Genomic DNA, 23860 nt, shown 5'->3' with positions numbered 1-23860 from the left:
GGCGGCGCGGATGTTCCCGGCGTCGGGCGCCTCCCCGGGGGCCGGCCGGTGTGGATCAGATGGCGGTGGCCCGGGCCACCTTCCACTCCCCGCCGACCCGGCGCAGTTCGAGGACCACCCGGTTCTGGTCGACCTTCTCGCCGTCGGTGTTGGCGTTGCGCCGGTACTGGTTCAGATAGACCAGCAGCTCCACCTCGGCCGACTCGGCCCGGATCACCCCGCTGGCGGAGACCTCCGCGAGCACCACCGCCTGCTCGGAGACGGCCGTCGACTTCAGCGCCGAGGTCGTCTCGGCGTACTCGTCGGCGAACGGGCCGGTCACGAAGGCGCCTCCGTTCGCCACGCTGGCGTCGAAGCTGCGGTAGTCGTAGGAGAAGATCGCCTTCGCGGCGGGACCGGCGGTGGCCAGCGCCTGGCGTACCGCGGAGTCGCGTTGTTCGGCCTGGTGGTGGGCGTACCAGGCGGTGCCGGCCACGGCGGCGGCGAGCACGGTGGCGACCGCGAGGGCGAGGTGCAGGCGGCTGCCGGTGTACCGGCGGCGCCGTGCCGGGGCAGGCTCGGGGCCGCGTTCCGCGCCGTCGGCCGCCGGCTCTTCGCTGGTACGACGCCCGGGGCGCAGCCGTCGGGCGAGCGTGGCGATGGACGATCGCATCGGAGTACTCCTCTCAGCCGACGAACTGGAGCCGGGCGACCAGCCAGGTGTCGGAGTCGCCTTCCCTGGTCAGGTCGACCTGGATCCGGTAGTGCGCGGGCCGCCCGTCCGGGGCGTTCACGTTCTTGACGGTCGCGTCCATCGCCACCAGCACCACCGCGTGGCGGCGGTCGCCGGAGAGCAGGCCGGCGCGCAGCACCGTACCCCTCGACTCGACCTTGTTCTCCAGCACCGCCTCCCGCACCTTGGCCTGGCCCCGGACGAACTCCTCCTTGAACTCGCCGGTGGCACCGGCCGTGATCCGCTGGAGGTCGCTGTCCACACTGGACGCGCTGACCGAGACGAAATTGACGGTGGTCTGCCGCGCGGCGGCCAGGGCCTGCGCGTGGGCCCGCTCGACCGCCCGGTCCTCCCACCACTGGTAGCCGAAGACACCGGCCAGGGCGAGTGCCGCACAGAGCGCGGCGACGAGCGCGACCGTCGTCCCGAGCCGCCGCCCGGGCCCGCCCCGTCCCGCCGCCGTCTCGCCGGTCGAGCCCGCCTCGCCGGTCCTGGTCGCCTCGCCGGTCGAGCCCGCCTCGCCGGTCCTGGTCGCCTTGCCGATGCGGATCGCCTTGCCGGTCGAGCCCGCCTCGCCGGTCCTGGTCGCCTTGCCGGTCCTGGTCGCCTTGCCGGTCCTGGTCGCCTTGCCGATGCGGGTCGCCGTGCCGGTCGTGTCCGGCTCGTCGGTCGTGGTCGCCCTGTCGGTCGTGGTCGCCCTGTCGGTCGCGGTCGCCCCGTCGGTCGTGGCCGCCCTGTCCGTCGCGGTGGCCCCGTGCGTCGCGGTCGGCTCGTCGGTCGGGTCCGGCTCGTCCGTGGAGATCGGCTCGTCGGTCCTGGTCGTCCCGCCTGTCGCGGTCGGCTCCCCGCTGCCCGGCCTGTCGACCGGTTCCTGGTCGAGCCGTTCCAGGATCTCCTGCACGGGGTCCTTGGCGGCCGGCACCCGCCGGGTCACCGTACGCCGGGTCGCCGCCCGCCCGCCCCGGGCCGGCTGCCGCGTCCCGTCGCCCGACCGGCGTGCCCCGCCGGCCGGGCCCCGTCCCTCGGCGGGTGCCTGCGCGGGTACGGCCGGAGTCGCCGGATCGGCCGCTGTCGTGCCCTTTACCAGTTTCAACCTGCGTTCCTCACCGCTGCGCATCGGTCGGCTCCTCGGGTCGGTCACGGCGCGAGGCCGGCGAGTAGGAGTTGCTTCCAGGACTGGTCGCCGGCGAGCTGGTACTGCCCACCGGTCGAGCCGAAGGAGAGTGGGCTGCCGGCCGGGCCCAGCGCGACCCCGGTCGCGGGGTCGTAGCCGGCGACCGTGGCGGGGGAGACCGGCGGGGCGCCCCCGGCCGGCTCGTCCGACTCCGGCAGCGCCGGCCCGCCGGGGCGGGGCGGCGCCGGGTCCGTGCCGCCGGGGCGGGGGGCCGCGGCGCTGCCCCGGACGCTGGAACCGCGGGCCGCCTCGGCCGAGGTGCAGCGGGTGGAGCCGTCGTAGACGCAGGCGGGCGGGTCGGCGACGTTCAACACGAGCCCGAAGTGCACGGTGCCGTCGCCGGGGGTGACGGTGAACGCGCCGTCGACCACCAGCGGATAGACCACCAGCAGTTGCTCGATGCCGGGCAGCCGCCGGGCAGCCACCCCGTTCACCGCGACCAGGTTGCCCAGCAGGGTGCCGATCGACGGGTCCAGGTCGCGCAGCAGGCCGACCAGTTCGGTGGCCGCGGCCGGCCCGTCGGCGAGGATCCGCCGCAGGTCCGGGTCGGCCGCCCGGACCGTCTCGGCGAGCCGGGCCAGCCCGTCCGCCCAGCGACGCAGCGCGGCGGCGGACTCCTGCTGGGTACGCAGCACCGTGCGCCCGTCCCGGATCAGCGTCACGGTCTCCGGCAGCCGTACGGTCGCCTCGGCCAGCAGCGCGCCGCTCGCGTCGAGGATCCGGCGCAGTGCCGCCTCGTTGCCCTCGAAGGCGACGCCCAACTCGTCGATCACCACCGCCAGGTCGTCCGGGTCGATGGAGCGGACCAGCGCGTCCAGGTTGGCCAGCAGGGTCTCCGGGGCCAGCGGGGTGCCGGTGCGGTCCCGGGGGATCACCGAACCGTCCCGCAGGTAGGGGCCGGTGTCGCGCTCGGGGCGCAGGTCGACGTACTGCTCACCGACGGCGGAACGTTGCGAGACCACCGCCCGCAGCGTGTCGGGTACGCGTATCCCCTCGTCCAGCCGGAGGGTGACCCGGACCGCCCCGTCGTGCAGGTCGACCGCCTCGACCCGGCCGACCGGGAAACCCCGGTAGCTGACCGACGCGTTCGGGAAGATGCCCCCGGAGTCGGCGAAGTCGGCGTGCACCAGATAACCGTGGCCGAGCAGCCGGTCGCCGAGTCCGACGTAGCGGACCGCGACATAGCTGATCCCGAGCACGCTGACCACCAGGAACGCGAGTACCTGGAGTCGGGCGGTACGTCCGATCATCGCAGCAACCCCCCGCCGAGTACGTCGAGCAGCCCGCCGGTCCGCCCGTTCGTCGCCCCGTCCGGCGGCGGCAGTAGGCAGCCGGGGGAGAGGATGGCGCCCAGCGGCAGTTTGGTGCCGGGCGGGAAGATGGTGCCCGGCGGCACCACACCACCAGGTGGCAGCAGCCCGCCCGGCGGCAGCAGCGACCCGGGACGGAGCAGTTCACAGCCGGGCGGCAGCTCGCACTCGGGCAGCAGCGGCGGCAGCCAGTCGATCGGCAGCAGCCCGCCGACCGGCAGACAGATCGGTGGCAGTACGCCGGGCAGCAGCGGACCGACCCCGCCCGGCCGCCCGTCGTCGCTGCCGCCGGGGCGCTGCCCGCCGCCGGTCGCACCCGGGCGGTTGCCGCTGGTGCCACCGGGCCGGGTCCCGCCCTTCGACGGCGGCTTCGCCACCGGCTTGGCGGAGAAGAGGTTCGACAGGATGGTCGCGGCGTCCAGGTCGGCGGTGAGCGACAGGTTGATGTAGTCGCCGACGATCGCCCCGGTGACGTTCGGCGGGAACGGGTACGACAGCATGAAGTCGAGCGACTTCGGCAGCGCGTCGCCGGCCCGGACGAGTTGTTCGAGCGTCGGTTGCAGGGCCTTCACGCTCGCCACCAGGTCCTCCCGGCTCTCGGTGACCACCCGGGCGCCCACCCGACCCAGTTCGCCGAGGGCGGTCACCGCCTCGCTGAGCTGCTCCCGCTGCTCGGCCAGCACCGTCAGGCCGGGGTCGAGCGCGGAGAGCGCGTCACCGATCACGGCCCGCTGCCGGGCCAGCCGATCCGTCAACCGGTCCAGCGCGTCCACCGCGCGGACCAGATCCGCCTTCTGCCGGTCCAGCCCGGTCACGAAGCTGTCCAACTGGCGCAGCGCGTCCCGGGCGGCCGGCTCCCGACCCTGCAACGCGGCGGCGAGTTCCTGGTTGATCGTCTTGAGCTGGGCGAGCCCGCCGCCGTTGAGCAGCAGCCCGAGCGCGGCGAGCACCTCCTCGACCTCGGCCGACCGCTTCGTCCGGGCCAGCGGGATCACCGCGTCGTCGGCGAGCTGCCCGGCGGGTGGCTCGGTGACCGGGGCGGCCAGCGCGACGTACTTCTCGCCGAGCAGGCTGGTCTGCCGGACCGCGGCGGTGGCGTTGCCGGGCAGCGTCACGGTCCGGTCGATGTCGAGCCGGACCAGGGCGGTCCAGCCGCGCAGCGATATCTCCCGCACGCTGCCGACGGTGACGTCGTTGACCTTGACGGATGCCTGTGGCACCAGGTCGAGTACGTCGGTGAACTCGGCCGTGACCTGGTACGCCGGCCCGTCCGGTGCCCCGCCGGGCAGCGGCAGGTCGGCCAGGTTCGGGACGCTGCAGCCGGTCGCCCCGACCGTCGCCGCCAGCAGCGCCGCGACCGCCCGCGGCACCGTCCGCCCGCCTCCGAACCGGGTCGCCGTCCGCCCGTCCCCGAGCCGCGGCGCCGTCCGTCCGCCCCTGAGCCGGGTCGCCGTCCGCCCGTCCCCGAGCCGCGGCACCGTCCGCCCGCCCCTGAACCGGGTCGTCGGACGAGCCTCGGGAAAGACCGGCCGGCTCATCGGAGACCTCGCAGGATGCCGCCCAGCGTGCGGTCGAGCGACACCTCCGGCCCCGGCGTCCCCGGTGCGGGTGCCGGCTTACCGTCGCCGGTGGCCGGCGGCTGCGGCACCGCCGGTGCGGGCTTGCCGGAGGGCGGCAGGTTGAGCAGCTTGCGCAGCTCCTCCGGCAGCGGGAGTCGCTTCAGGTTGAGGGTCTCGGCCAGCTCGAAGCAGCGCTTGGGCACCTTCGGCGCCGGCAGCGCGTCGGCCAGCGTGGCGCAGACGTATGCCGCCGGGTCGTACGGTCCGAGCAGGTTGTCCCGGGTGTCCAGGGTGCCGGACCGGGCGTTGTAGGCCAGGTTCAGGTTGGAGAGCGTCAGCGGTGCCACGTCCAGGATCTTGATGAGCGCCTTCTGCTGTCGGACCAGCACGTTCGTCACGTCCGCCAGCGCGTCCACGTTGGATTTCAGCACCGCCCGGTTGTCCCGGACGAACCGGGTGACCTCGCCGAGCGCGGTAGCCAGGTTGCGCAGCGCGGCGGCCAGGTCGCCCCGTTCGGCGGCGAGCTGGGTGGCCACGTCGGCGAGCCGGGAGTTGAACGCCCGCACCTGCTGGTCGCTGCGGGCCAGCGCGGTGGTGAACCGTTGCAGGTTCGCCACCGTGCCGAACAGGTCCTGCCGCCCGTCGGCGAGGGTGTCCAGGGCCCGGGAGAGCCCGTCCAGGGTGTCGTGCAGGTTGTCGCCGTTGCCGGCCAGGTTGGCCCGGGCGGTGCCGAGCAGGTCGTCCAGCGCGCCGTCGGCGTTGGCGCCGTCCGGCCCGAGCGCCCGGTTGAACTCGTCGAGCGCCCGGTAGATGTCGTCGATCTCCATCGGCGCCATCGTCCGGTCCACCGGCAGCTCCGCGCCGTCGGGCAGCCGGGCACCGCCGGAGAAGGCCGGGGTGAGCTGGACGTACCTGTCGCTGACCAGGCTCGGCGGCACGATCACCGCCGACGCGTCGGCCGGGATGTCGTGCCGGGCGTCGTAGCGCAGCTCCAGCCGGACGGTACGACCGGCCGGGGAGATCGAGACGACCTCACCGATCCGCACCCCGAGCACCCGTACGTCGGAGCCGGGGTGGATGCCGACCGCCCGGGCGAAGTGCGCGACGAGGCGACGCTGCGGGGTGCCCTGGTGCAGCACCACGAACGCGGCCGCGGCGGCCACCACCACGGTCACCCCGGCGGCGAGCAGCGCCCGCCGACGGTTCGGCGGAGCGAGGAACCGGCGCATCAGCGACCTCCCGTCGGCACGTACGGCTGGAGCAGCCCGCGAAGATAGGAGTCGAACCATCGGCCGTTGCCCAGCACGTTGGTGAACGCGTCGAGGAACGGCCCCATCGTCTGCAACGTCCGCTCCAGGTCGTCGCGGTTGCGTTGCAGGGTGGCCACCACCCCGCGCAACTGGCGCAGCGTCGGCTCCAGCGTGGCGCGGTTGTCGGCGACCAGCCCGGAGAGCTGGGTCGACAGGTCCCGGGTGCCGACCAGCAGCTCGTGGATCGCGTCCCGCCGTCGGTGCACCTCGTCGAGCAGCAGCGTCCCGTCCGCGACCAGCCGGCGGAACTCCTCGTCCCGGTTCGCCAGTACGTCGGTGACGCTCCGGGCCCGCTCCAGCAGCTCGCGCAGCTCGGCGTCCCGGCTGGCGACCGTGCGGGAGAGCCGGGAGAGCCCGTCCAGCGAGGAACGCACGCTGCCCGGCGTGTCGGCGAAGGTCTCCGCGAGGGTGGTGAACGCGGTCGCCAACTGGGCGGTGTCGATCTCGTCGAGCGTGCCGGCCAGCCCGGTGACCGCCTGCATCACGTCGAACGGCGACGCCGTGCGGGAAAGCGGGATCTCCGCGTCCTCGGCCAGCCGGCCCGGCCCGGCCGGGGTCAGCGCCAGATACTTCTGGCCGAGCACCGTCTTGATCCGGATGGTCGCGCCGGTGTCCCGGCCGAGCCGCAGCTCACCGTCGTCGATCTGGAACCGCACCCGGACGTACGGGCCGGTGCCGTTCCGGGCCAGGTCGACCTCGGTCACCTCGCCGACGCGTACCCCGGCGACCCGGACCTCGTTCCCCTCGGCCAGCCCGCTGGCGTCCCGGAACGCCGCCGCGTACGCCGGGTTGCCGAGTGCGGAGAGGTCGTCCAGCCGGAACGCGGTCAGCAGCAGGCCGGTCAGCACCACCAGCCCGACCGCGCCGACGGCGACGAGATTGCGCTCCCGGAACGGTTTCACCGGGCACCTCCTGATCCGGCGCAGCGGGCGGCCTGGGAACTGAACGTCGCCGGGTTGACGCCCTGCCCGCCGAGCGCCAGCCGGCCGTCGAAGTCGCAGACGAAGAGGTTGAGCCAGGAGCCGTGCGAGGCGACCCGGGTCAGCGCCTCGTACCGGTCGGGCAGCCGGCCGAGGGTGCCGTCGATGACCGCCGCGTTCCGGTTGAGGGTGCCGGCCAGTTCGCCGAGTTCGGTCACGTCGGCGGCGAGCGCCGGCCGGGCGTCGGCGAGCAACGCGGCGGTGCTGCCGGTGAGCTTGCCGAGGTTGACCAGCGCCGCGCCGATCGCCTCCCGGTCACCGGCCAGTCCGGTGACGAACTGCTGCAACGACCGGATCGTCTGGTCGAGTTCGGCGTCCCGGGAGTCCAGGGTGGCCAGCACCGAGTTGAGGTTGGTCACCACCCGGCCGATCACCGCGTCCCGGTCGGCGAGGGTGTTGGTCAGCGAGGCGGTGTGCGCGAGCAGGCTGGCCACGGTGCCGCCCTCGCCCTGTAGCACCTGGATGATCTCGTACGCCAGCTTGTTGACGTCCTCCGGGGTCAGCGCGGTGAAGAGGGGCCGGAAGCCGTTGAAGAGCGTGGTCAGGTCGAGGGCCGGAGTGGTCTGGCCGATCGGGATCAGTCCGTCCGGGCGCAGCGGCGCTCCGCCGCCCGGGCCCTCGGCGAGCGCGACGTACCGCTGGCCGACCAGGTTGCGGTACCGGATCTTCGCCCGCACCGTGGTGCTCAGCGGCACCTCCTCGGTCAGCGTCAGGGTGACCTCGGCGAGGCTGTCCTGCACCACCCGGATCCCGTCGACCTGGCCCACCCGGACCCCGGCGATCCGGACGTCGTCGCCGGGCAGTAGGCCGGTGACGTCGGTGAACCGGGCCCGGTAGCTGGTGCCGCCGAAGGAGAACGAGCCGAGCGCCTGACCGAGCAGCCCGGTGAGCAGCAGCGTCACCGCGGCGAACGCGACCAGCTTGACCAGCGGTCCGACCGGTACCCGTCTCATTTGACGTTCACCACCGCTCCGCGCAGCAGCGGACCCCAGAGCAGGACGGCGATGTCGGGTACCTGCACCGGCAGGGTGTCGGTGGCGGCCCCGATGATCGGCTTGAGCAGGTTCTGTTCCTCCTCCGTGCCGGCGGATCCCATTGCCGGTGGGTTGCCGGCGGACGGGTTACCACCGGTGGCGGTGGCCGTGCCGGCCGGTGGTTTGCCGACCGGCAGCTTGACCGGGCCGGGGCGGGAGCCGCCGTGGTCGTAGCCGTCCTCGATCCGCACCTCGGGCGCCGGCGGCGTCGGGTTCGGCAGTTCCCGGCACTGCGGGCCGGTCGAGGCGCCGTACGCCGGGGCGTCCCGGCCGGGCTGGTACGCGCCGTTGTCCCGGGTGACCTCCAGGGTCACGTGCATCCGGCCGTTCCGGAACACCTCCTCGGCGCGCGGCTGCGCCCGCACCAGCCCCTGCATCAGGCACGGATATTCCGGGGCGTACGCGGCCAGCAACTCCAGCACCGGCCGGCCCAGCTCGCCGAGCCGGATCACCTGGTCACCGTGCCGGTCCAGGAACAGCCGGCCCACGTCGGCGGCGTCGGTGGACTCGGCGAGGAAGGCCGCGAGCTGGGTCCGCTGGTCGGCGACGGTCCGCGCGGTCGGGGTGACGTCCCGGAGAATGGCCAGCAGGTCCGGCAGGGCCGCGTCGTAGGAGTCCAGCACCGCCGCGAGCCGCCGGACGTCCTCGGTGAGCGCCGGCAGTTCGCGGTTGAGTTCGCTGAGGTAGGTGTCGAGCGTCTCCAGGGTCCGGCCGAGCTGCTCGCCGCGACCGTCCAGCGCGGTGGCCAGCGCGGCGAGCGTGCTGGCCAGCTTGTCCGGCCGGATCGACTGGAGCAGCGGCAGCGCCTCGTCGAGTACCCGTTCCAACTCGACGCCGTTGCGACTGCGGTCCTGGCTGATCACCGCACCGGCCCGCAGCGGAGCGGCGGTGGAGCCGGCCGGGGGGACCAGCGCCACGTACCGCTCGCCGAAGAGGGTCTTCGGCAGCAGCCGGGCGGTGACGTCGGCCGGTACCTGCCCGATCCGGTCCGGGTCGAGCGCGAGCCGCAGCCGGGCCTGTGCCCCGTCGCTGCCGACCTCGCGTACCTCGCCGATCGGTACGCCGCGCAGCTTCACCTCGGCACCGGGGTTGAGCTGCATCCCGGTCTGGGCGGTGTAGAGGGTCACCCAGGCGACCGGGGTGAAGACCTTGCGGTACTGCAACACGGCCAGCGACAGCGCCGCGCCGAGTACCACCACGAAGACGAGACCGAGGACGCGCCGGCCCAGCGGCGACCCGCGATGCTCCATGCTCACCTGTTCACCCCGCGATCCGTACGGTCGTGGTCGCGCCCCAGATGGCCAGCGACAGGAAGAAGTCGACGATGTTGATCGCCACGATGGCGGTACGCACGGCGCGGCCGACCGCCATCCCGACCCCGGCCGGCCCGCCGCTGGCGTGGTAGCCGTAGTGGCAGTGCACCAGCACGACGATCACGCTGAACACCAGTACCTTGCCGAACGACCAGAGCACGTCCACCGGGGGCAGGAAGAGGTGGAAGTAGTAGTCGTAGGTGCCCGCCGACTGTCCGAAGTAGAAGACCGCGATGCCTCTGGTGGCCAGGTAGCTGGAGAGCAGGCCGATCACGTACAGCGGGATGACGGCGACGAAGCCGGCGATCATCCGGGTGGTGACCAGGAACGGCAGCGAGGACACGCCCATCACCTCAAGGGCGTCGACCTCCTCGGAGATCCGCATCGCGCCGAGCTGGGCGGTGAAGCCGGAGCCGACCGTCGCCGACAGCGCCAGCCCGGCGACCAGCGGGGCGATCTCCCGGGTGTTGAAGTAGGCCGAGATGAACCCGGTGAACGCGCTGCTGCCGAGCTGGTCCAGCGCCTGGTAGCCCTGGAGCCCCACCTCGGTGCCGGTGAAGAAGGTCAGGAAGCAGATCACCCCGACGGTGCCGCCGGCGACCGCGAGCGCGCCGCGACCGAAGCTGATCTCGGCGAGCAGCCGCACCACCTCGCGGCGGTAGCGGTGCAGGACCCGTGGGGTCCAGGCGAACGCCCGCAGGTAGAAGGCGAGCTGGTCGCCGAGGTTGTCCAGGGTACGCAGCATCGGCCCTCACATCCCCCGCTGCGGCACGAGCTGGAAGTAGACCGCCGTGATCACGAAGTTCAGCGCGAAGAGCAGCATGAAGGTGAGTACGACGCTCTGGTTGACCGCGTCACCGACCCCCTTGGGCCCGCCTCGCGCCGTCATCCCGTGGTACGACGCCACCAGCGCGGCCACCGCACCGAACAGCACCGCCTTCACCTCGCCGACGGCCAGGTCGGAGAGTTGCCCCAGCGCCTGGAAACTCGCCAGGTACGCCCCCGGGGTGCCGCCCTGCATCACCACGTTGAAGAAGTAGCCGCCGGCCACCCCGACGACGCTGACCAGCCCGTTGAGCAGCGCCGCGACGAGTGCGGCGGCGACGATCCGGGGCGCCACGAGCCGGTGCACCGGGTCGATGCCGAGCACCTCCATCGCGTCCAGCTCCTCGCGGATCTTCCGGGCACCGAGGTCGGCGCAGATGGCCGAGCCGCCCGCCCCGGCGATGATCAACGCGGTCACGATGGGGCTCGCCTCGCGTACCACGGCCAGCACCGAGGTGGCACCGGTGAACGACTGGGCACCGAGCTGGCGTACCAGGGAGCCGAGCTGTAGTGCGATCACCGCACCGAACGGGATTGCCACCAGCGCGGCCGGCAGGATCGACACCGAGCTGATGAACCAGGCCTGCTGCACGAACTCGCGGACCTGGAACGGCCGCCGGAACAGCCCGCGCAGCGCGTCGAGGCAGAAGGCGAAGAAGTAGCCGGGGCCGCGCAGCCCGGCCGCCACCCGGGTCGGGCCGCCGGTCTGGCCGGTGCCGGTCGGCGCGCTCATCGCAGCGCCTCGGTCGGCTGCCACACGCTGCCCTGTACGCCCCGGAACGAGCCGACCGGGGGTGTGACACCGTGCTCCTCGCACCATCGGCCCGGCGGTTGCTCGGCGGCGCGGGGCCGCCCGTCCGAGGGGGCGAGTTGCAGCGGGATCGGCGGCAGCGGCGGCAGCTCCACCCCGGCCTCGGCCTCGGCGCGCAGCTCGTCGGAGTCCTTCTCCTCGGCCATCCCGATCGGGCCGATCCGCTGCGCGTTGAGGAACTGCCGGACCACCGGCTCGGTGCTGGAGAGCAGCATCTCGCGCGGCCCGAACATGGCCAGGTGACCGTGGTAGATCAGCCCGATGTTGTCCGGCACCGTGCGGGCGGTGTTGATGTCGTGCGTGACGATCAGGAACGTCGCACCGGTCTGTTGGTTGAGGTCGATGATGAGCTGGTTCAGGTACGCGGTGCGGACCGGGTCGAGCCCGGAGTCCGGCTCGTCGAAGAGGATGATCTGCGGGTCCAGCACCAGCGCCCGGGCCAGCCCGGCCCGCTTGCGCATGCCGCCGGAGATCTCGCCCGGCAGCTTCCGCTCCGCGCCGAGCAGCCCGACCATCTCCAGCTTCTCGTGCACCACCGCCCGGATCTGCGACTCCGACTTGCGGGTGTGCTCGCGCAGCGGAAAGGCGACGTTGTCGTAGATGTTCATCGAGCCGAACAGCGCGCCGTCCTGGAACAGCACGCCGAAGAGCTTGCGGACCTCGCAGAGGGCACGTTCGGAGAGCCGGGGGAGGTCCTGACCCTCTATCCAGATTGCCCCACGGTCCGGCTTCAGCAGCCCGACCAGCGTCTTGAGGAAGACGGACTTGCCGGTGCCCGAAGGGCCGAGCAGCACCGAGATCTCGCCCGCCGGCAGGGTCAGACTGACGTCGGACCAGACCGGTTGCCCGCCGAAGGACTTCGTCAGCCCCTCGACCCGTACCTCGACGCCCATCCGCACACCCGCCCGCCGCAGCTTCCGGCGGACCGTCCGTCCACCGCCGTCTCTGGTGGACATCGCGCGGGGCGCGCCGTGCGTAACAGCGGTGGCCGGTAATTCTTCGACCACTTTCCGTGGGTACGTCGGTGAGCCGCCGGCGCGACGTCGGAGAACCGCACCCCGCCGGTGGTGCTATCGGGCGGCTCCCGCTACGGTGCGGTTAACCCGCCGGTAACTCCAGGCGTGGTGCCGGACGAAGGTGTGGCCCCGACGAAGGTGCGACCGCATACATGACCGCAGCACCCGAGACAGATCTTGTCGCGCGCGCGGCTCGACGCGACCCCGAGGCGACGGCGGCACTGCTCACCGAGGTCCGCCCCGGCCTGGTCCGGTACTGCCGGGCCCGGCTCGGCCGGATCGGCGGCGCGTACGCCACCGCCGACGACGTGGCCCAGGAGGTCTGCCTGGCGGTGCTCCGGGCGCTGCCCCGCTACCGGGACCAGGGCAGGCCGTTCTCCGCGTTCCTCTACACCATCGCCGCGCACAAGGTCGCCGACGCGCAGCGGGCCGCCATCCGCGACTCGGCCGTCACCACCGACGGTCCGCTGCCGGACGAGCCGGACGCCGAACCCGGCCCCGAACAGCGGGCCGTCGCCACCGACCTCGCCCGGCGGCTCTCCGCGCTGTTGGCCCGGCTGCCCGAGGTGCACCGGGAGATCGTCCTGCTCCGGGTGGCGGTCGGCCTCACCGCCGACGAGGTCGGCCTGATCGTGGGAATGTCGGCCGCCGCGGTCCGGGTGACCCAGTCCCGCGCCCTGGCCCGGCTCCGCGCGCTGGCCGGCACCGCCCTGGACGAGGTCGCCGCGTGAGTACGCTACGAAGCGGTGCAGAGCGAGACGACGGTACGGACGAGCGCGGCGGCGCCGTGCCGGGGCGGGATGGGACGTTGACCGGCCGGGACGGCGAGTCTGGATGGAGTGCCGAGCGGGCAGCGGCGCGCCGGTCCTCGGCCCAGCCGCACCAGCCCACCGGCCCGGACCTCGACCTCGACCTTCACCTCCATCCGACGACCGTTCCCGATCCGTCGGCCGATTCCGATCCGTCGGCCGTTCCCGATCCGGCGGTGGTCGCGGCGGACGACCTGCTGCTCGACACGTTGGGACGGGGAGCGTCGGCGGTCGGCGACGACCCGCTGGCCGGGCTGCTCACCGCCTGGCGCGCGGAACTCGACGCCGATCTGCCGGCGCTCGACCTCGACACCGCGTTCGCCCTGACCACGCCTCGGCAGGTCGGACAGGGCCCGGACGGCATCCGCCCGCCCCGTACCGCAGTCCCGGTCCGCCGACCCGGTCCCGGTGCTTCGGCGAGCCGGCCGCCGGCCGGACGTCGCCCCGGTGCCGGTCCGGCCGGCTCCGCGCGGGAACCCGCCGGGCGACCGGGTCCGTCCCGCCCACCGGTGCGCCCCGGCCCGCTCGTCCGCCGACTCGTCCTGTCCAGCGTGGTCGGTGTGGTCGTGACCGCCCTGCTCGGGCTCGGCGTCAACCACGCGGGGCCGACCAGCCCGCTCTGGCCGGTCGCGTCGGCGGTCTATCCGGACCGGTCCGCGGTCCGCGCCGCCGAGCACACCATCCAACTCGCCCGGGAGGCGGTGGCGGAGCGCCGCTACGCCGAGGCACGCGCGGAACTGGACCGTGCGGCCGTGCAGGTGACCGAGATCCGCGACTCGGCGGAGGCCGGGCGGCTGCGTACCGAGATCGAGCGGGTCCGGCTCGGACTGCCCGGGTCGGCGGACCGGTCGGAGGCGCCTACCGGTGAGACTCCTCCGGTCCGACCGGTGCCACCGACACCGGGTGCCGGGCGTACCCCGGCTCCGGCGCGTTCCCCTGGCGATGCGGCACCGCCGACGGTGCGGTCCGGTCCGGCGCAGCCGCCACCGGCGAGCCCGTCGCGCCGGGAGGTACTGCCGCTGCCGGTACCCGTGCTGCCGTCGCTGCTGCCGTCCGGGCTGCCGCTGCTGCCCAGCGGCGGTTGCGTGCTGCTCTGCCCACCCGACTGACCCGGCCCCGAGGGTGACCACGTCCTGCCCGGACAAGCTCGCCGAGCGGCCACTCGCGGCAGAAGGGATCGATGGCCGGAGGTAGTCTGGCGGACAGTGGCGGGATCGCCGCCCGACGCATCCGACCGACCCAGCCCGGAGGATGACGATGGATCGGGCAACGTCGCTGCCCTCGCCGGCCCGGCCCGGCATCCGATGGTTGCTGGCCGCGTTCCTGCTGGCGGTGGCGGCCGGCGCCCTGCTGCTGTTCCTGCCGGTCACGACCATCGTGGAGGCCACCTACGACAGCGGGGCCGCCCACCCGATGATCGGGGTTCGTGAGGTGCGGCAGCCCCTCGTGCAGGCCGAGGGGTGGGGCGTGGCGCTGCTGTTGCTGGTTCCGGTGCTGATCTGCGCGATGCCGCTGCTCGGCACCGGGGCCGCCCGGCTACCGCTGACGGTCGCCGCCGTGCTACTGCTCGGGCTGGGTGTCCTGGTGAGTCTCGCCTCGCTCGGGCTCTTCTACCTGGCCAGCCTGGTGCTGCTGGTGGTCGCCGCCGTACGGATGTTCGCCGGGACCGCCAGGCCGACGAGCTGAGGCGGTGCCGCGGGGGTCAGCCGGCGCGCTCCTCGACGCAGAAGACGTTACCCTCGGTGTCGGCAAGTACGACGTACCGGAGGCGGGTCCCCGGTGGCTCCGGGCCATCGTCAGTGGGGTAGTACGGCCAGTCGACCCGCCGTGCGCCGAGCGTGACGAGTCTTTCGACCTCCTCGTCCAGGTCGCGATCGTCGACCTGGAGGTCGAGGTGGATCCGGGGGAACCGTTCGGCAGGGCTCTCGCTGGCGTCCATCGCGATGGCGCTGCCGGAGACGCCGGGCGGAGGCGCGAGGACGATCCAGTCGTCACCCTCGTATCGCGGTGGTCGCCGTACGTAGCCGAGGGCCTGCCGCCAGAACTCCCCGGCGCGCTTGTCGTCGATCACCCCCAGCGAGATCTGGCTGATCCTCGTCATGCCGGGGAGCCTAACCGGAAACAGCAGTGTGGCGCGGCGGCCATCGGCCGCCGCGCCACAGGGGTGGTGCTCCGGTGTTCGGGTCAGTCCGCGCTCCCGAACACCGGCGGCACCGTACCCACCCCACACCCAGGGTCAGCCGGTCGAGCAGCTCGCGGTTGGTGTGGTGTTGTTGCCGTTCTTGTAGAGCGTGATGCCGAAGTTGTTGCCGTTACCGTTCGGACGCGCCGTGAGGGTGCCGCTGGTGCCGCTGACCGAGGCGTTCCAGCTGTTCTGCAAGCTCTGGCTGCCGTTCGTGCGGATGCTGACAACCCAGTTGCTGGCACCGCTGACCGAGAAGGTCGTGTTGAACCGGTCGTCCCACTCGTCGGCCCGGCTCACGCTGACCGAGCAGTTGCCGCTACCCGGCGGCGGGGTGGTGGGGTTGGGCCCCGGGTTACCTCCGCCGCCTTCCCGGACGGTGATGTCGGAGCTTCCCTGGCTCTGGTAGCCCTCGGTGGCCATGACCTGGTAGGCCCAGCTGGTGCCGAGGTTCAGGCCGGCGCGGGCCCAGGCGTCCATGTGGTTGCCGAAGGTGATCGTACCGCTGCTGCGCTTCTGCTGCCGGACGCTCCAGAACTGGTAGAACGTGGCGGTGCCGTCGATCGACGGCTGGTTGACCCGCTGGCTGCGGAGGATGTCGTAGGTACCACCATCGGTGGTTACCGTGCCCATCCGGGTGGCGCCGCTGCTCGGGTTGTAGCTGCCGAAGTTCTCCACCACGTAGTACTCGATGAGCGGGTTCCGCGTCCATCCGTACAGGGCGAGGTAGGTGTTGTTGTTGCCCGGGTTGTAGGTGCCCGAGTAGCTGACAGTCCGCCGGCTACCGCTGGACCAGCCCTTGCCGCCGACCCAGTTGTTGGTGCTCCTGCTCCACGAACTGGAGTACCGGCCGTTCTCGCGCAGCACCATGCAGGCGTCGCCGCTGTCCTTCCAGAACGAGAAGTAGAACCCGTTGTGCGTGCCGGTGCTGTTCGAGCAGACCTGCCGGTCGGCCTCGGCGTGCGCGCTGGGGGCCAGCGCCGTGCCGCTGACCGCCAGCGCCACGGCGCAGGCGGCGCCGAAGAGCAGCCGGATGCGGCGCTTTCTCGGTCTGGTGGGGGTGTGGTGCGTGTCGTTCATCTAGCTGCTTCCTCCTCGTGGTGGCTGGCGGGGGCCAGCGGCGCGGTACGACCCGGCAGGGCTGTCAGCCCCCGGCAACGGGCACCGGGCGCCAGCGTCGTACGGCGCGGTGGTGGTGGGCCGGTCGTCGCGCGGTCGACAACCGGAGGAGCGGAACGTGGTGGTGAGCCATCGACAGTGGTGAAGGTCTGCCGATGGCGACAGTATTGGTCGGGTTCCGGTCACATGTCAACGCTTCCCGGAAATATTGCGGAAACCCTCGGCTGGTAGCGATTCGCTCTGAGGTTGTTTCAGCAGGTCAGTGTGTCGGCTGACCGGTCGGGGCAGCGGCTCGTCGGCCGGAATGACAGTCGGGTACCCGAGATCCGGATGGGTGTGACCGAAAGTTACGGAGAACTTCCGGACCATGTCGCGGTCGGACGGGGCGGGAGCGGGCTCGGAGGAGGAACGCGGGTGGCGGCCCGGCCGCCACCCGCGAGTGCTGGTCAGGACCGGACGATGCGCGCGGTCAGCCCCAGTTCTGCGGGGCCTGCTGCCGGGTGGTGACGTTGATCCGGTTGAAGAAGTTGGTGGTGGCGATCCAGAGCACGAGGGCCGCGAGTTCCCGCTCGTTGAAGTGCTTGGCCGCCTCCTCCCAGATCTCGTCCGGCACGGCGTCGGCCCGGTCGGCGAGCCGGGTGGCCGCCTCGGCGAGGGCCAGGGCCGCACGCTCGGCGTCGGTGAAGTACGGGGTCTCCCGCCAGACCGCCACCGCGAAGAGCCGTTCGTCGGTCTCGCCGTTCTTCTTCGCGGCCCGGGCGCCGCTGTCCACGCACGGGCCGCACCCGTTGATCTGGCTGGCCCGCAGGTGTACGAGTTCCAGCGTCGACGCCGGCAGGCCGACCGAGTGGGTCTCCTTGTAGAGCAGGTTGACCGCCTTGACCGCCTCCGGCAGGAGCGCGGCGGGGTTGTTGATCCGTGCCTGCATGACTGTCTCCCTTACGATCTTGATGCTGGCCGGTGCCGCTGTCACACCGGCCCGGTCTGGTCCGTCGCTGTGTTGACGAACCCGGGGAGCGAGCTGTGACAAACGTGGCATGGCTCACAATGCGGGCAAGGAACGGCGAAGTGAGGGCTCTACCGTGACTGAGAAGGACCTGCTGGCCGAACGGTTCGAGGCGAACCGGCCGCAGTTGCGCGCCGTGGCGTACCGGATGCTCGGGTCGTCGGCCGAGGCGGACGACGCGGTCCAGGAGGCGTGGCTGCGGCTGAGCCGGACCGACACCACCGGAGTCGACAACCTCGGCGCCTGGCTGACCACGGTGGTCGGCCGGATCTGCCTGGACATGCTCCGGTCCCGTGGCTCCCGCCGCGAGGACCCGCTGGACGCCCGTACCGTCGAACCGGTCGCCACCTCCGAGCAGGCCGACCCGGAGCGGGAGGCGATGCTGGCCGACTCGGTCGGCCTGGCGCTGCTGGTCGTGCTGGAAACCCTCACCCCCGCCGAACGGCTCGCCTTCGTCCTGCACGACCTGTTCGCGGTCTCCTACGACGAGATCGCCCCGATCGTCGGGCGCAGCCCCGCCGCGTCCCGGCAGCTCGCCAGCCGGGCCCGCCGGCGGGTCCAGGCGGATGCCGCCACCCCGGAGGCGGACCTGCCGCGCCAGCGGGAGATCGTCGACGCCTTTCTCACCGCCGCGCGCGGCGGCGAGGTCAGCACGCTGCTCACCCTGCTCGACCCGGACGTGGTCATGCGGGCCGACAGCGCCGCCGTCCGGCTGGGCGGTCGCGCGGAACTGCGCGGCGCGCAGGACATCGCCGGCTTCTTCGCCGGCCGGGCCGATGCCGCGCGGACGGCCGTCGTCGACGGCGCTCCGGGCGCCGTGGTGGTGCTGCGGGGCAAGATCCGGTTCGCCCTCAGCTTCATCGTCCGCGACGGCCGGATCATCGGCATCGACGTGGTCGCCGACTCGGAGCAGTTGCACGCACTGGACATCACGACGACCGGCGTCGAGTTCGGCGGCTCCGACCGGTAACTTGCGCCGGGGATCCGACCGGTAACTCAGGCCGGTTCAGCACCGGTTGCTCTGCGAGCGTGGCCGAGGGCGCCGGCTGGCGCCCCGGCGGGACCGCACCGGAGCGGGCCCGCCGGAGCCGGACTCAGTTCCCCACGCCAGCCGGAGTCAGTTCCCCACGCCGAGGCTGGACATGAACGCGGGCGGGTACCGGTCGCCGCGCGCCGCGCCCAGCGGCACCGCCTTGTCGATCTCGGCGAGGTCGTCCGCGCTGAGGCTCAGCTCCATCGCGGGCAGCGCCTCGGCCAGCCGCTCGCGGGTACGGGCACCGGCCAGCGGCACGATGTCTCCGCCCTGTGCGGCCACCCAGGCAATGGCCAACTGCGCGACGGTGCAGTCCAACGTCCCGGCGATCCGCCGCAGCGCCTCGACCAGGGCGAGGTTGTGTTCCACGTTCCCGCTGGAGAACCGCGGGCTGAAGCCGCGGAGGTCGCCGGGACCGGCGACGTGGCCGGGACTCCAGTGCCCGGAGATGAGGCCGCGGCCGAGGACGCCGTACGCGGTCAGGCCGATGCCCAGCTCCCGCAACGTCGGCAGGATCTCCGCCTCCACCGCGCGGGACAGCAGCGAGTACTCGATCTGGAGGTCGGCGATCGGGTGCACGGCGTGCGCCCGGCGGATCGTCGCGGCGTCCACCTCCGAGAGTCCGACGAACCGCACGTAACCGGCGTCGATCATCTCCTTGATCGCGCCGACCGTCTCCTCGATCGGCACCGCCGGGTCCAGCCGGGCCGGGCGGTAGATGTCGACGTGGTCCGTGCCCAGCCGGGTCAGCGAGTAGGCCAGGAAGTTCTTCACCGCCTCGGGCCGGTTGTCCTGCCCGCCGAACACATGGCCCGGCCCCCGCAGCGCGCCGAACTTGACGCTCAGCCGGTAGCTGTCCCGGTCCCGGCCGCGCAGCGCCTCGGCGAGCAGCAACTCGTTGTGGCCCATGGCGTAGAAGTCGCCGGTGTCGATCAACGTGACGCCCGCCTCCAGCGCGGCGTGCACCGTGGCGATGCTCTCCGCGCGGTCGGCCGGACCGTACGCCCCGCCCGACATGCCCATCGCGCCCAGACCCAGCGCGGAGACGGCCGGGCCGGTGCTGCCCAGGGTTCGTGTCTGCATCGCGTTCTCCTTCGTCGTCGATGTCCTCACCCACCCTGCGCCCGGAGCCGGCCCCGCGGGAGCGGAGCGTTCATCGTGGGAGCGCGGCTCCCTGGATCGGATCGCCGGCCGCGAGGGAGCATGGGGTGATGCAGCGTGACCAACTCGCCGACTTCCTGCGCCGCCGCCGCGAGGCGATCCGCCCGGCCGAGGTCGGCCTCGCCGACGGCCCCCGCCGCCGCACCGCCGGACTGCGCCGGGAAGAGGTGGCGATGCTCGCCGGCATGTCGGTCGACTACGTCGTACGCCTGGAGCAGGGCCGCAGCAGCCAGCCCTCGACCCAACTGCTCGGCGCGCTGGCCCGGGCCCTGCGCTTCTCCGACGACGAGCGCGACCACCTGTTCCACCTGGCCGGTCACCGGCCCCCGCCCGCCGACGGGGTGGCCCGGCTGGCCCGCGCCGGCCTGCTGCGGATGCTCGACCTGCTCGGCGACACCCCGGCCCTGGTCCTCTCCGACCTGGGGGAGGTGCTGGCCCAGAACCGGGCCGCCGTGCTGCTGACCGGAGACCACACCGCCTTCTCCGGCGACCGGCGCTACGCCGTGTACCGCTGGTTCACCGACCCGGCCACCCGGGCCGTCCACCCGCCGGAGGAGCGCGAGTACCACGGCCGTCAGATCGTGGCCGACCTGCGTGCGGCCGCCGGTCGCCGGTCCGGCGACCCCACGGTCACCGGGCTGGTCGAGCGGCTCCAGGCCGCGAGCGCCGACTTCCGCCGGCTCTGGGCCGAGCACGAGGTGGCGGTCCGGCGCGTCGACCGCAAGACCATCGTGCATCCCCGGGTGGGTCGGCTGCTGATGGACTGCGAGACCCTGGTCACTCCCGACCAGGGCCAGCAGTTGCTGGTGCTCACCCCGACCGACGCCGAGGCCCGCGAACGGCTGGAGCTGCTGCGGGTACTCGGCATCGAGGAGTTTCCCACCGGGACCACCGGAGCGGCCGTACGGTGAGGCGGTCCACCGGACCTGGTGCCGGCGGCAGCCGGTCGGTTCAGCCCGAACTGCCGGCCGCGTCGGGGTGACCGTCCGGCCGCTCAGGACGGTCCGGAGGCAGCCTCGTCGTGCCGGCGCCGGGCGGCGCGGATGTCGTCGCGGTGTGCGCTGGCCCACTCGTCGAGCGCGACCAGCGGCACCAGCAGGGTACGGCCGAGGTCGGTCAGCGCGTAGTCGACCCGGGGCGGGACGCTGGCGTGCACCGTACGGCTGACCAGGCCGTCCCGGACCAGCGCGCGCAGGGTCAGCGTCAGCATGCGCTGGCTGATGCCGTCGATGGCCCGGTGCAGCTCGGTGAACCGGTGGGTACCCCGACCGAGCAGCACCACGACCAGCACGCTCCACTTGTCGCCCACCCGGTCCAGCACCTCCCGAACCGGGCAGTCGCCGTCGGCGTCCGGGGTGAAGGGCACACGGGTGTGCGTAGCCGACATGGAAGTGCCTCCTTACCGCTGGCATGATACTGACGCACAATTAGGTTACTAACAAGGAGTAACTAGGGAGCCCCGATGAGTCTGACCAGGTCGGAGGCGGAAATGGTGGCAGCCGGGTCGGCTGCCCGACCGGCCGCCGAACCGGACGTACCAGGTGACGAGCCGACAAAGCCCGCACCGCTTCCGGCGGTCCCGGGTCTGGTGATGCTCGCCGCCGGCGAGGACGCCCCGGTGTGCTCGGACGGAACCTGCCGGTAGAACGAGGAGAAGATCAGTGCAACTCGAAGTGTGGTCCGACATCGTCTGCCCGTGGTGCTACCTCGGGAAGCGGCGGCTGGAGACGGCACTCGGGCAGTTCGAGCACGCCGACGAGGTCGAGGTCGTCTGGCGCAGCTTCCAGCTCGACCCGTCGTACCCGAAGGGGGAGCCCCGGCCGGTGCCGGAGGCCCTGCGGGCCAAGCTCGGCGCCTCGGCCGCCCAGGTCGCCGCGATGCAGGAGCACGTGACCTCGCTCGCCGCCGAGGACGGGTTGGACTACCACCTCGACCAGTCGATCATGGCCAACACCTTCGACGCGCACCGGCTGACCCACCTGGCCCGGCAGTACGGGCGCGGCACCGAGCTGCACGAGCGGCTGATGCGGGCCAACCTGATCGAGGCGGAGAACGTCGACGACCCCGAAACCCTGGTCCGGCTCGCCACCGAGGTCGGCGTACCAGCCGAGGCGGCCCGCCGGGTGCTGGCCGGCGACGAGTACGCCGAGGCCGTCGAGGCGGACATCCGGCAGGCCCGGGCGTTCGGCGCCAACGGCGTGCCGTTCTTCGTGCTGGACCGGAAGTACGGCATCTCCGGCGCGCAGCCGACCGAGGCGTTCCTCTCCGCGCTGCGCACCGCCTACCAGGACTCGGCGGCCGGCGCCCGCTGACCCGTGCGTCCACTGTGCATATCGGGTCCGGTCGGCGGGTGTCGGCCGGACCCGGCGCGGGGAGTCGACTAGGGTCACCCGGCATGGGCGCTATCAAGCCGTGGCATCTCCTGACCCTCGTCTGCTGCCTCGTGCCGCTGGCCGTCGTGGTGGCCGGCGCGGCCTGGTACGCCATGCGGCGCCGCTGACCACGGGCGATCCGGCGCCGTCGACCGTTTCCCGGGCTTGGCGTCCGTGGACCGCTCTCCGGGCTTGGCGTCCGTGGACCGCTCTCCGGGCTTGGCGTCCGTCGACCGCTCTCCGAGCCCGGCACGGCGGCTGGTGAGGGGGTCCCGAGTTGCCGACGCGGAGTACACCGCCACGGCGTTGACTGTCACGATGACGGCGATTCCCGCCCACTCGTGCAGGTCGAGGAGCTGACCGAGGATCACGGTTCCGGCCAGCGCGGCGAGCACCGGGTGCACGCTCATGAACACCCCGAAGAGGCGGGCCGGAACGGTACGCAGGGCGACGAGGTCGGCGGCGTACGGCACGACCGAGCTGAGTACGCCCGCCGCGACCGCGTAGAGGATCGCGGTGCCGTGCAGGTGTCCCCGGGCGAGCAGGGTCGCCGCGACCGGCAGGTAGAGCGTCGCCGACACCAGGGTCGCCGCCGCCGGCGCCTCCAGACCCGGCAGGCGGGTGCCCAGCAGCCGGTTGAGCAGGATGTACGCCGCCCAGCACGCCCCCGCGAGCAGGCCGAGTCCCACCCCCGGGTAGTCGCTGGCCGGGCCGGGCAGGACCAGCACGTACACGCCGACGCAGGCGCCCGCCGCGCAGAGCAGGTCGAGTCGGGTCCGTGAGCCGGCCAGCGCGACGGCGAGCGGCCCGAGGAACTCCAGGGTGACGGCCAAGCCGAGCCCGATCCGGTCGATCGCGGTGTAGAGGCTGAGGTTCATCGTGGCGAAGACCAGCCCGAGCAGCAGCGTCGGCCACCACTGCGCCCAGGTGAAGCGGCGCAGGTTCGGACGTGCCGCCGGCCAGAGCACCGCCGCCGCCACGAACTGCCGCACCGCCACGACGCCGGCCGGCCCGAGTGTGCCGAACGCGTGCGCACCCACGGCGGCCCCGACCTGGTTGCTCGCGCCGCTGCCGATCATCGTGGCGATCCCGCGCAGCATCGACCTGCGGCCGATGGCGGCCGATGCGGAGATGGGGCGGTCGGCAGGTCCGCCCGGGCTCTCGATGGTCATGGCTTCAGTGTCGACGGCGCCGATCGATACGAGAAATGCATCAGCCGTCGTACCTATACGCTTGGCGTATGGATGTCCAGGTGCGTCAGCTCCGCGCCCTCGTCGCGGTGGTCGACACCGGGACCTTCACCGACGCGGCGGCGGCGCTGGGGGTCTCCCAGGCGGCCGTCTCCCGCTCCGTCACCGCGCTGGAGGCCGCGCTCGGTGCCCGTCTGCTGCAACGGACCACCCGCAGCGTCTCGCTCACCGTTACGGGCAGCCGAGTCCTCGCCGGTGCGCGCCGGGTGCTCGACGAGGTCGCCCACCTGCAACGGATCGTCGAGGAGTCCCGCACCGAGCTGCGGGTCGGCTACGCCTGGGCAGCGCTGGGCAAGCACACCCGGCGGCTACAGAAGACCTGGCTTGCCGCCCACCCCGGGATGCCGCTGGTGTTCGTGCAGTCCAACACCCCGACCGGAGGGCTCAGCGAGGGGACCGCCGACGTCACCGTGATCCGTCGGCCCCTGGCCGATCCCCGCTTCGACACCGCCCTGGTCGGGGTGGAGGCCCGGTACGCCGCCGTGGCCACCGACAACCCGCTGGCGCGGCGGCGATCGGTGCGGTTAGCCGACATCGTCAGGTACACCGTCGCGATCGACAGTCGTACCGGCACCACCACGCCCGCGCTGTGGCAGCCGGGTGCGGCGCCGCCCGCGATCCGCACCACGCACGGTGTCGACGAATGGCTCACCCTGATCGCCGCCGGACAGGCCGTCGGCATCACCTCGGAGGCCACCGCCAACCAGAACCCCAGGCCCGGGGTGGCCTACCGCGCCGTACGGGACGCGCAACCGATCCCGGTCTGGCTCGCCTGGTGGAAGGACGACCCTCCGGCACACCTCACCGAACTGGTCAACCTGACCTGCGAGGTCTACCGTGCCGGCCGGCCCGGACAGGGCCACGCCGACCGCGACCCGGCCTAG

25 protein-coding genes are annotated in these 23860 nt (G+C 72.8%); 8 read left to right on the top strand and 17 right to left on the bottom strand.

Annotated elements, in window-relative coordinates; genetic code table 11:
• Window positions 1-55: 55 nt before the first annotated feature.
• From ACQEVC_RS33370 to ACQEVC_RS33320, 11 genes are all read right to left on the bottom strand, one after another.
• The gene (locus ACQEVC_RS33370; protein WP_432885718.1) at window positions 56-652 is read right to left on the bottom strand and encodes a hypothetical protein; all 597 of its coding nucleotides are present in this window, start codon (window positions 650-652) and stop codon (window positions 56-58) included.
• Between the two features lie 13 nt (window positions 653-665).
• Window positions 666-1829, bottom strand: coding sequence for a hypothetical protein (locus ACQEVC_RS33365; RefSeq protein ID WP_432885716.1), 1164 nt, complete (start codon window positions 1827-1829; stop codon window positions 666-668).
• 20 nt (window positions 1830-1849) lie between these two features.
• A complete protein-coding gene (locus ACQEVC_RS33360) occupies window positions 1850-3136 on the bottom strand; it encodes an MCE family protein (protein ID WP_432885713.1) in 1287 nt (428 codons plus the stop codon).
• Window positions 3133-4566 (bottom strand): MCE family protein, encoded by a 1434-nt coding sequence (locus tag ACQEVC_RS33355; protein WP_432885711.1) that lies wholly within the window; start codon window positions 4564-4566, stop codon window positions 3133-3135. The genes ACQEVC_RS33360 and ACQEVC_RS33355 overlap by 4 nt, the downstream gene beginning before the upstream one ends.
• Before the next feature lie 164 nt (window positions 4567-4730).
• Window positions 4731-5984 carry an MCE family protein gene (locus tag ACQEVC_RS33350; protein WP_432885709.1) on the bottom strand — a complete coding sequence of 418 codons (1254 nt, stop codon included), beginning with the start codon at window positions 5982-5984 and terminating at the stop codon, window positions 4731-4733.
• The gene (locus ACQEVC_RS33345) at window positions 5984-6967 is read right to left on the bottom strand and encodes an MCE family protein (protein ID WP_432885707.1); all 984 of its coding nucleotides are present in this window, start codon (window positions 6965-6967) and stop codon (window positions 5984-5986) included. The genes ACQEVC_RS33350 and ACQEVC_RS33345 overlap by 1 nt, the downstream gene beginning before the upstream one ends.
• Window positions 6964-7998: an MCE family protein gene (locus ACQEVC_RS33340; protein ID WP_432885704.1), complete on the bottom strand. Its 1035-nt coding sequence runs from the start codon at window positions 7996-7998 to the stop codon at window positions 6964-6966. The genes ACQEVC_RS33345 and ACQEVC_RS33340 overlap by 4 nt, the downstream gene beginning before the upstream one ends.
• Entirely contained in the window at window positions 7995-9329 is a 1335-nt protein-coding gene (locus ACQEVC_RS33335) for an MCE family protein (protein ID WP_432891846.1), read from the bottom strand. Before ACQEVC_RS33335 ends, ACQEVC_RS33340 begins: the two co-directional genes overlap by 4 nt.
• 10 nt (window positions 9330-9339) lie before the next feature.
• On the bottom strand, window positions 9340-10137 hold the full coding sequence (locus ACQEVC_RS33330) for an MlaE family ABC transporter permease (protein ID WP_432885701.1): 798 nt from the start codon (window positions 10135-10137) through the stop codon (window positions 9340-9342).
• Between the two features lie 6 nt (window positions 10138-10143).
• Complete coding sequence (locus tag ACQEVC_RS33325) at window positions 10144-10950, bottom strand: MlaE family ABC transporter permease (protein WP_432885699.1); 807 nt, start codon at window positions 10948-10950, stop codon at window positions 10144-10146.
• Window positions 10947-11984, bottom strand: a complete 1038-nt coding sequence (locus ACQEVC_RS33320) for an ABC transporter ATP-binding protein (protein ID WP_432885697.1) — start codon at window positions 11982-11984, stop codon at window positions 10947-10949. Before ACQEVC_RS33320 ends, ACQEVC_RS33325 begins: the two co-directional genes overlap by 4 nt.
• 212 nt (window positions 11985-12196) lie before the next feature.
• Between ACQEVC_RS33320 and shbA the strand changes: the two genes are divergently transcribed.
• From shbA to ACQEVC_RS33305, 3 genes are all read left to right on the top strand, one after another.
• Window positions 12197-12775, top strand: a complete 579-nt coding sequence (gene shbA / locus ACQEVC_RS33315) for an RNA polymerase sigma factor ShbA (protein ID WP_432885695.1) — start codon at window positions 12197-12199, stop codon at window positions 12773-12775.
• Entirely contained in the window at window positions 12772-13962 is a 1191-nt protein-coding gene (locus ACQEVC_RS33310; RefSeq protein ID WP_432885692.1) for a hypothetical protein, read from the top strand. Before shbA ends, ACQEVC_RS33310 begins: the two co-directional genes overlap by 4 nt.
• Window positions 13963-14110: 148 nt before the next feature.
• On the top strand, window positions 14111-14539 hold the full coding sequence (locus tag ACQEVC_RS33305; RefSeq protein WP_432885687.1) for a hypothetical protein: 429 nt from the start codon (window positions 14111-14113) through the stop codon (window positions 14537-14539).
• Window positions 14540-14555: 16 nt separating this feature from the next.
• On the opposite strand, the gene ACQEVC_RS33300 is transcribed toward ACQEVC_RS33305, so the two are convergent.
• The 3 genes from ACQEVC_RS33300 to ACQEVC_RS33290 all read right to left on the bottom strand — a co-directional run bounded on the left by ACQEVC_RS33300 (window position 14556) and on the right by ACQEVC_RS33290 (window position 17082).
• Entirely contained in the window at window positions 14556-14954 is a 399-nt protein-coding gene (locus tag ACQEVC_RS33300) for a VOC family protein (RefSeq protein ID WP_432885685.1), read from the bottom strand.
• Between the two features lie 135 nt (window positions 14955-15089).
• Entirely contained in the window at window positions 15090-16115 is a 1026-nt protein-coding gene (locus ACQEVC_RS33295; RefSeq protein ID WP_432885682.1) for a glycoside hydrolase family 11 protein, read from the bottom strand.
• Window positions 16116-16623: 508 nt separating this feature from the next.
• Window positions 16624-17082 (bottom strand): carboxymuconolactone decarboxylase family protein, encoded by a 459-nt coding sequence (locus tag ACQEVC_RS33290; protein ID WP_432885680.1) that lies wholly within the window; start codon window positions 17080-17082, stop codon window positions 16624-16626.
• A gap of 154 nt (window positions 17083-17236) precedes the next feature.
• Between ACQEVC_RS33290 and ACQEVC_RS33285 the strand changes: the two genes are divergently transcribed.
• Window positions 17237-18130: a sigma-70 family RNA polymerase sigma factor gene (locus ACQEVC_RS33285; protein ID WP_432885677.1), complete on the top strand. Its 894-nt coding sequence runs from the start codon at window positions 17237-17239 to the stop codon at window positions 18128-18130.
• A gap of 147 nt (window positions 18131-18277) precedes the next feature.
• Here the strand turns inward: ACQEVC_RS33285 and ACQEVC_RS33280 are convergent, their stop codons facing one another.
• Window positions 18278-19276, bottom strand: coding sequence for an aldo/keto reductase (locus tag ACQEVC_RS33280; RefSeq protein WP_432885674.1), 999 nt, complete (start codon window positions 19274-19276; stop codon window positions 18278-18280).
• A 128-nt stretch (window positions 19277-19404) separates the two neighbouring features.
• Here ACQEVC_RS33280 and ACQEVC_RS33275 point away from each other — a divergent pair, with 128 nt between their 5' ends.
• The gene (locus tag ACQEVC_RS33275) at window positions 19405-20265 is read left to right on the top strand and encodes a helix-turn-helix transcriptional regulator (RefSeq protein WP_432891844.1); all 861 of its coding nucleotides are present in this window, start codon (window positions 19405-19407) and stop codon (window positions 20263-20265) included.
• Window positions 20266-20348: 83 nt separating this feature from the next.
• On the opposite strand, the gene ACQEVC_RS33270 is transcribed toward ACQEVC_RS33275, so the two are convergent.
• The gene (locus tag ACQEVC_RS33270; protein WP_432885671.1) at window positions 20349-20741 is read right to left on the bottom strand and encodes a winged helix-turn-helix transcriptional regulator; all 393 of its coding nucleotides are present in this window, start codon (window positions 20739-20741) and stop codon (window positions 20349-20351) included.
• Between the two features lie 75 nt (window positions 20742-20816).
• Here ACQEVC_RS33270 and ACQEVC_RS33265 point away from each other — a divergent pair, with 75 nt between their 5' ends.
• Window positions 20817-20999: a hypothetical protein gene (locus ACQEVC_RS33265; protein ID WP_432885669.1), complete on the top strand. Its 183-nt coding sequence runs from the start codon at window positions 20817-20819 to the stop codon at window positions 20997-20999.
• Between the two features lie 16 nt (window positions 21000-21015).
• Window positions 21016-21666 (top strand): DsbA family oxidoreductase, encoded by a 651-nt coding sequence (locus tag ACQEVC_RS33260; RefSeq protein WP_432885666.1) that lies wholly within the window; start codon window positions 21016-21018, stop codon window positions 21664-21666.
• Between the two features lie 74 nt (window positions 21667-21740).
• Here ACQEVC_RS33260 and ACQEVC_RS33255 read toward each other — a convergent pair whose 3' ends face one another.
• On the bottom strand, window positions 21741-22898 hold the full coding sequence (locus ACQEVC_RS33255) for an EamA family transporter (RefSeq protein ID WP_432885663.1): 1158 nt from the start codon (window positions 22896-22898) through the stop codon (window positions 21741-21743).
• Window positions 22899-22966: 68 nt separating this feature from the next.
• Between ACQEVC_RS33255 and ACQEVC_RS33250 the strand changes: the two genes are divergently transcribed.
• On the top strand, window positions 22967-23860 hold the full coding sequence (locus ACQEVC_RS33250; RefSeq protein WP_432885661.1) for a LysR family transcriptional regulator: 894 nt from the start codon (window positions 22967-22969) through the stop codon (window positions 23858-23860).

Origin of the sequence: Plantactinospora sp. CA-294935, assembly GCF_050936445.1 — a bacterium.
In the GTDB taxonomy this organism is placed as follows: Bacteria; Actinomycetota; Actinomycetes; order Mycobacteriales; family Micromonosporaceae; genus Plantactinospora.
Note: the sequence above shows the minus strand (reverse complement) of the source record. Positions and strands in the feature narration are given on the sequence as shown.

Excerpts from the sequence above, each read along its gene's own strand:
- ACQEVC_RS33370 (WP_432885718.1), bottom strand. The coding sequence starts at position 652 with ATGCGATCGTCCATCGCCACGCTCGCCCGACGGCTGCGCCCCGGGCGT.
- ACQEVC_RS33365 (WP_432885716.1), bottom strand. The coding sequence starts at position 1,829 with ATGCGCAGCGGTGAGGAACGCAGGTTGAAACTGGTAAAGGGCACGACA.
- ACQEVC_RS33360 (WP_432885713.1), bottom strand. The coding sequence starts at position 3,136 with ATGATCGGACGTACCGCCCGACTCCAGGTACTCGCGTTCCTGGTGGTC.
- ACQEVC_RS33350 (WP_432885709.1), bottom strand. The coding sequence starts at position 5,984 with ATGCGCCGGTTCCTCGCTCCGCCGAACCGTCGGCGGGCGCTGCTCGCC.
- ACQEVC_RS33340 (WP_432885704.1), bottom strand. The coding sequence starts at position 7,998 with ATGAGACGGGTACCGGTCGGACCGCTGGTCAAGCTGGTCGCGTTCGCC.
- ACQEVC_RS33335 (WP_432891846.1), bottom strand. The coding sequence starts at position 9,329 with ATGGAGCATCGCGGGTCGCCGCTGGGCCGGCGCGTCCTCGGTCTCGTC.
- ACQEVC_RS33330 (WP_432885701.1), bottom strand. The coding sequence starts at position 10,137 with ATGCTGCGTACCCTGGACAACCTCGGCGACCAGCTCGCCTTCTACCTG.
- ACQEVC_RS33325 (WP_432885699.1), bottom strand. The coding sequence starts at position 10,950 with ATGAGCGCGCCGACCGGCACCGGCCAGACCGGCGGCCCGACCCGGGTG.
- ACQEVC_RS33320 (WP_432885697.1), bottom strand. The coding sequence starts at position 11,984 with ATGTCCACCAGAGACGGCGGTGGACGGACGGTCCGCCGGAAGCTGCGG.
- shbA (WP_432885695.1), top strand. The coding sequence starts at position 12,197 with ATGACCGCAGCACCCGAGACAGATCTTGTCGCGCGCGCGGCTCGACGC.
- ACQEVC_RS33305 (WP_432885687.1), top strand. The coding sequence starts at position 14,111 with ATGGATCGGGCAACGTCGCTGCCCTCGCCGGCCCGGCCCGGCATCCGA.
- ACQEVC_RS33300 (WP_432885685.1), bottom strand. The coding sequence starts at position 14,954 with ATGACGAGGATCAGCCAGATCTCGCTGGGGGTGATCGACGACAAGCGC.
- ACQEVC_RS33295 (WP_432885682.1), bottom strand. The coding sequence starts at position 16,115 with ATGAACGACACGCACCACACCCCCACCAGACCGAGAAAGCGCCGCATC.
- ACQEVC_RS33290 (WP_432885680.1), bottom strand. The coding sequence starts at position 17,082 with ATGCAGGCACGGATCAACAACCCCGCCGCGCTCCTGCCGGAGGCGGTC.
- ACQEVC_RS33280 (WP_432885674.1), bottom strand. The coding sequence starts at position 19,276 with ATGCAGACACGAACCCTGGGCAGCACCGGCCCGGCCGTCTCCGCGCTG.
- ACQEVC_RS33275 (WP_432891844.1), top strand. The coding sequence starts at position 19,405 with ATGCAGCGTGACCAACTCGCCGACTTCCTGCGCCGCCGCCGCGAGGCG.
- ACQEVC_RS33270 (WP_432885671.1), bottom strand. The coding sequence starts at position 20,741 with ATGTCGGCTACGCACACCCGTGTGCCCTTCACCCCGGACGCCGACGGC.
- ACQEVC_RS33265 (WP_432885669.1), top strand. The coding sequence starts at position 20,817 with ATGAGTCTGACCAGGTCGGAGGCGGAAATGGTGGCAGCCGGGTCGGCT.
- ACQEVC_RS33255 (WP_432885663.1), bottom strand. The coding sequence starts at position 22,898 with ATGACCATCGAGAGCCCGGGCGGACCTGCCGACCGCCCCATCTCCGCA.
- ACQEVC_RS33250 (WP_432885661.1), top strand. The coding sequence starts at position 22,967 with ATGGATGTCCAGGTGCGTCAGCTCCGCGCCCTCGTCGCGGTGGTCGAC.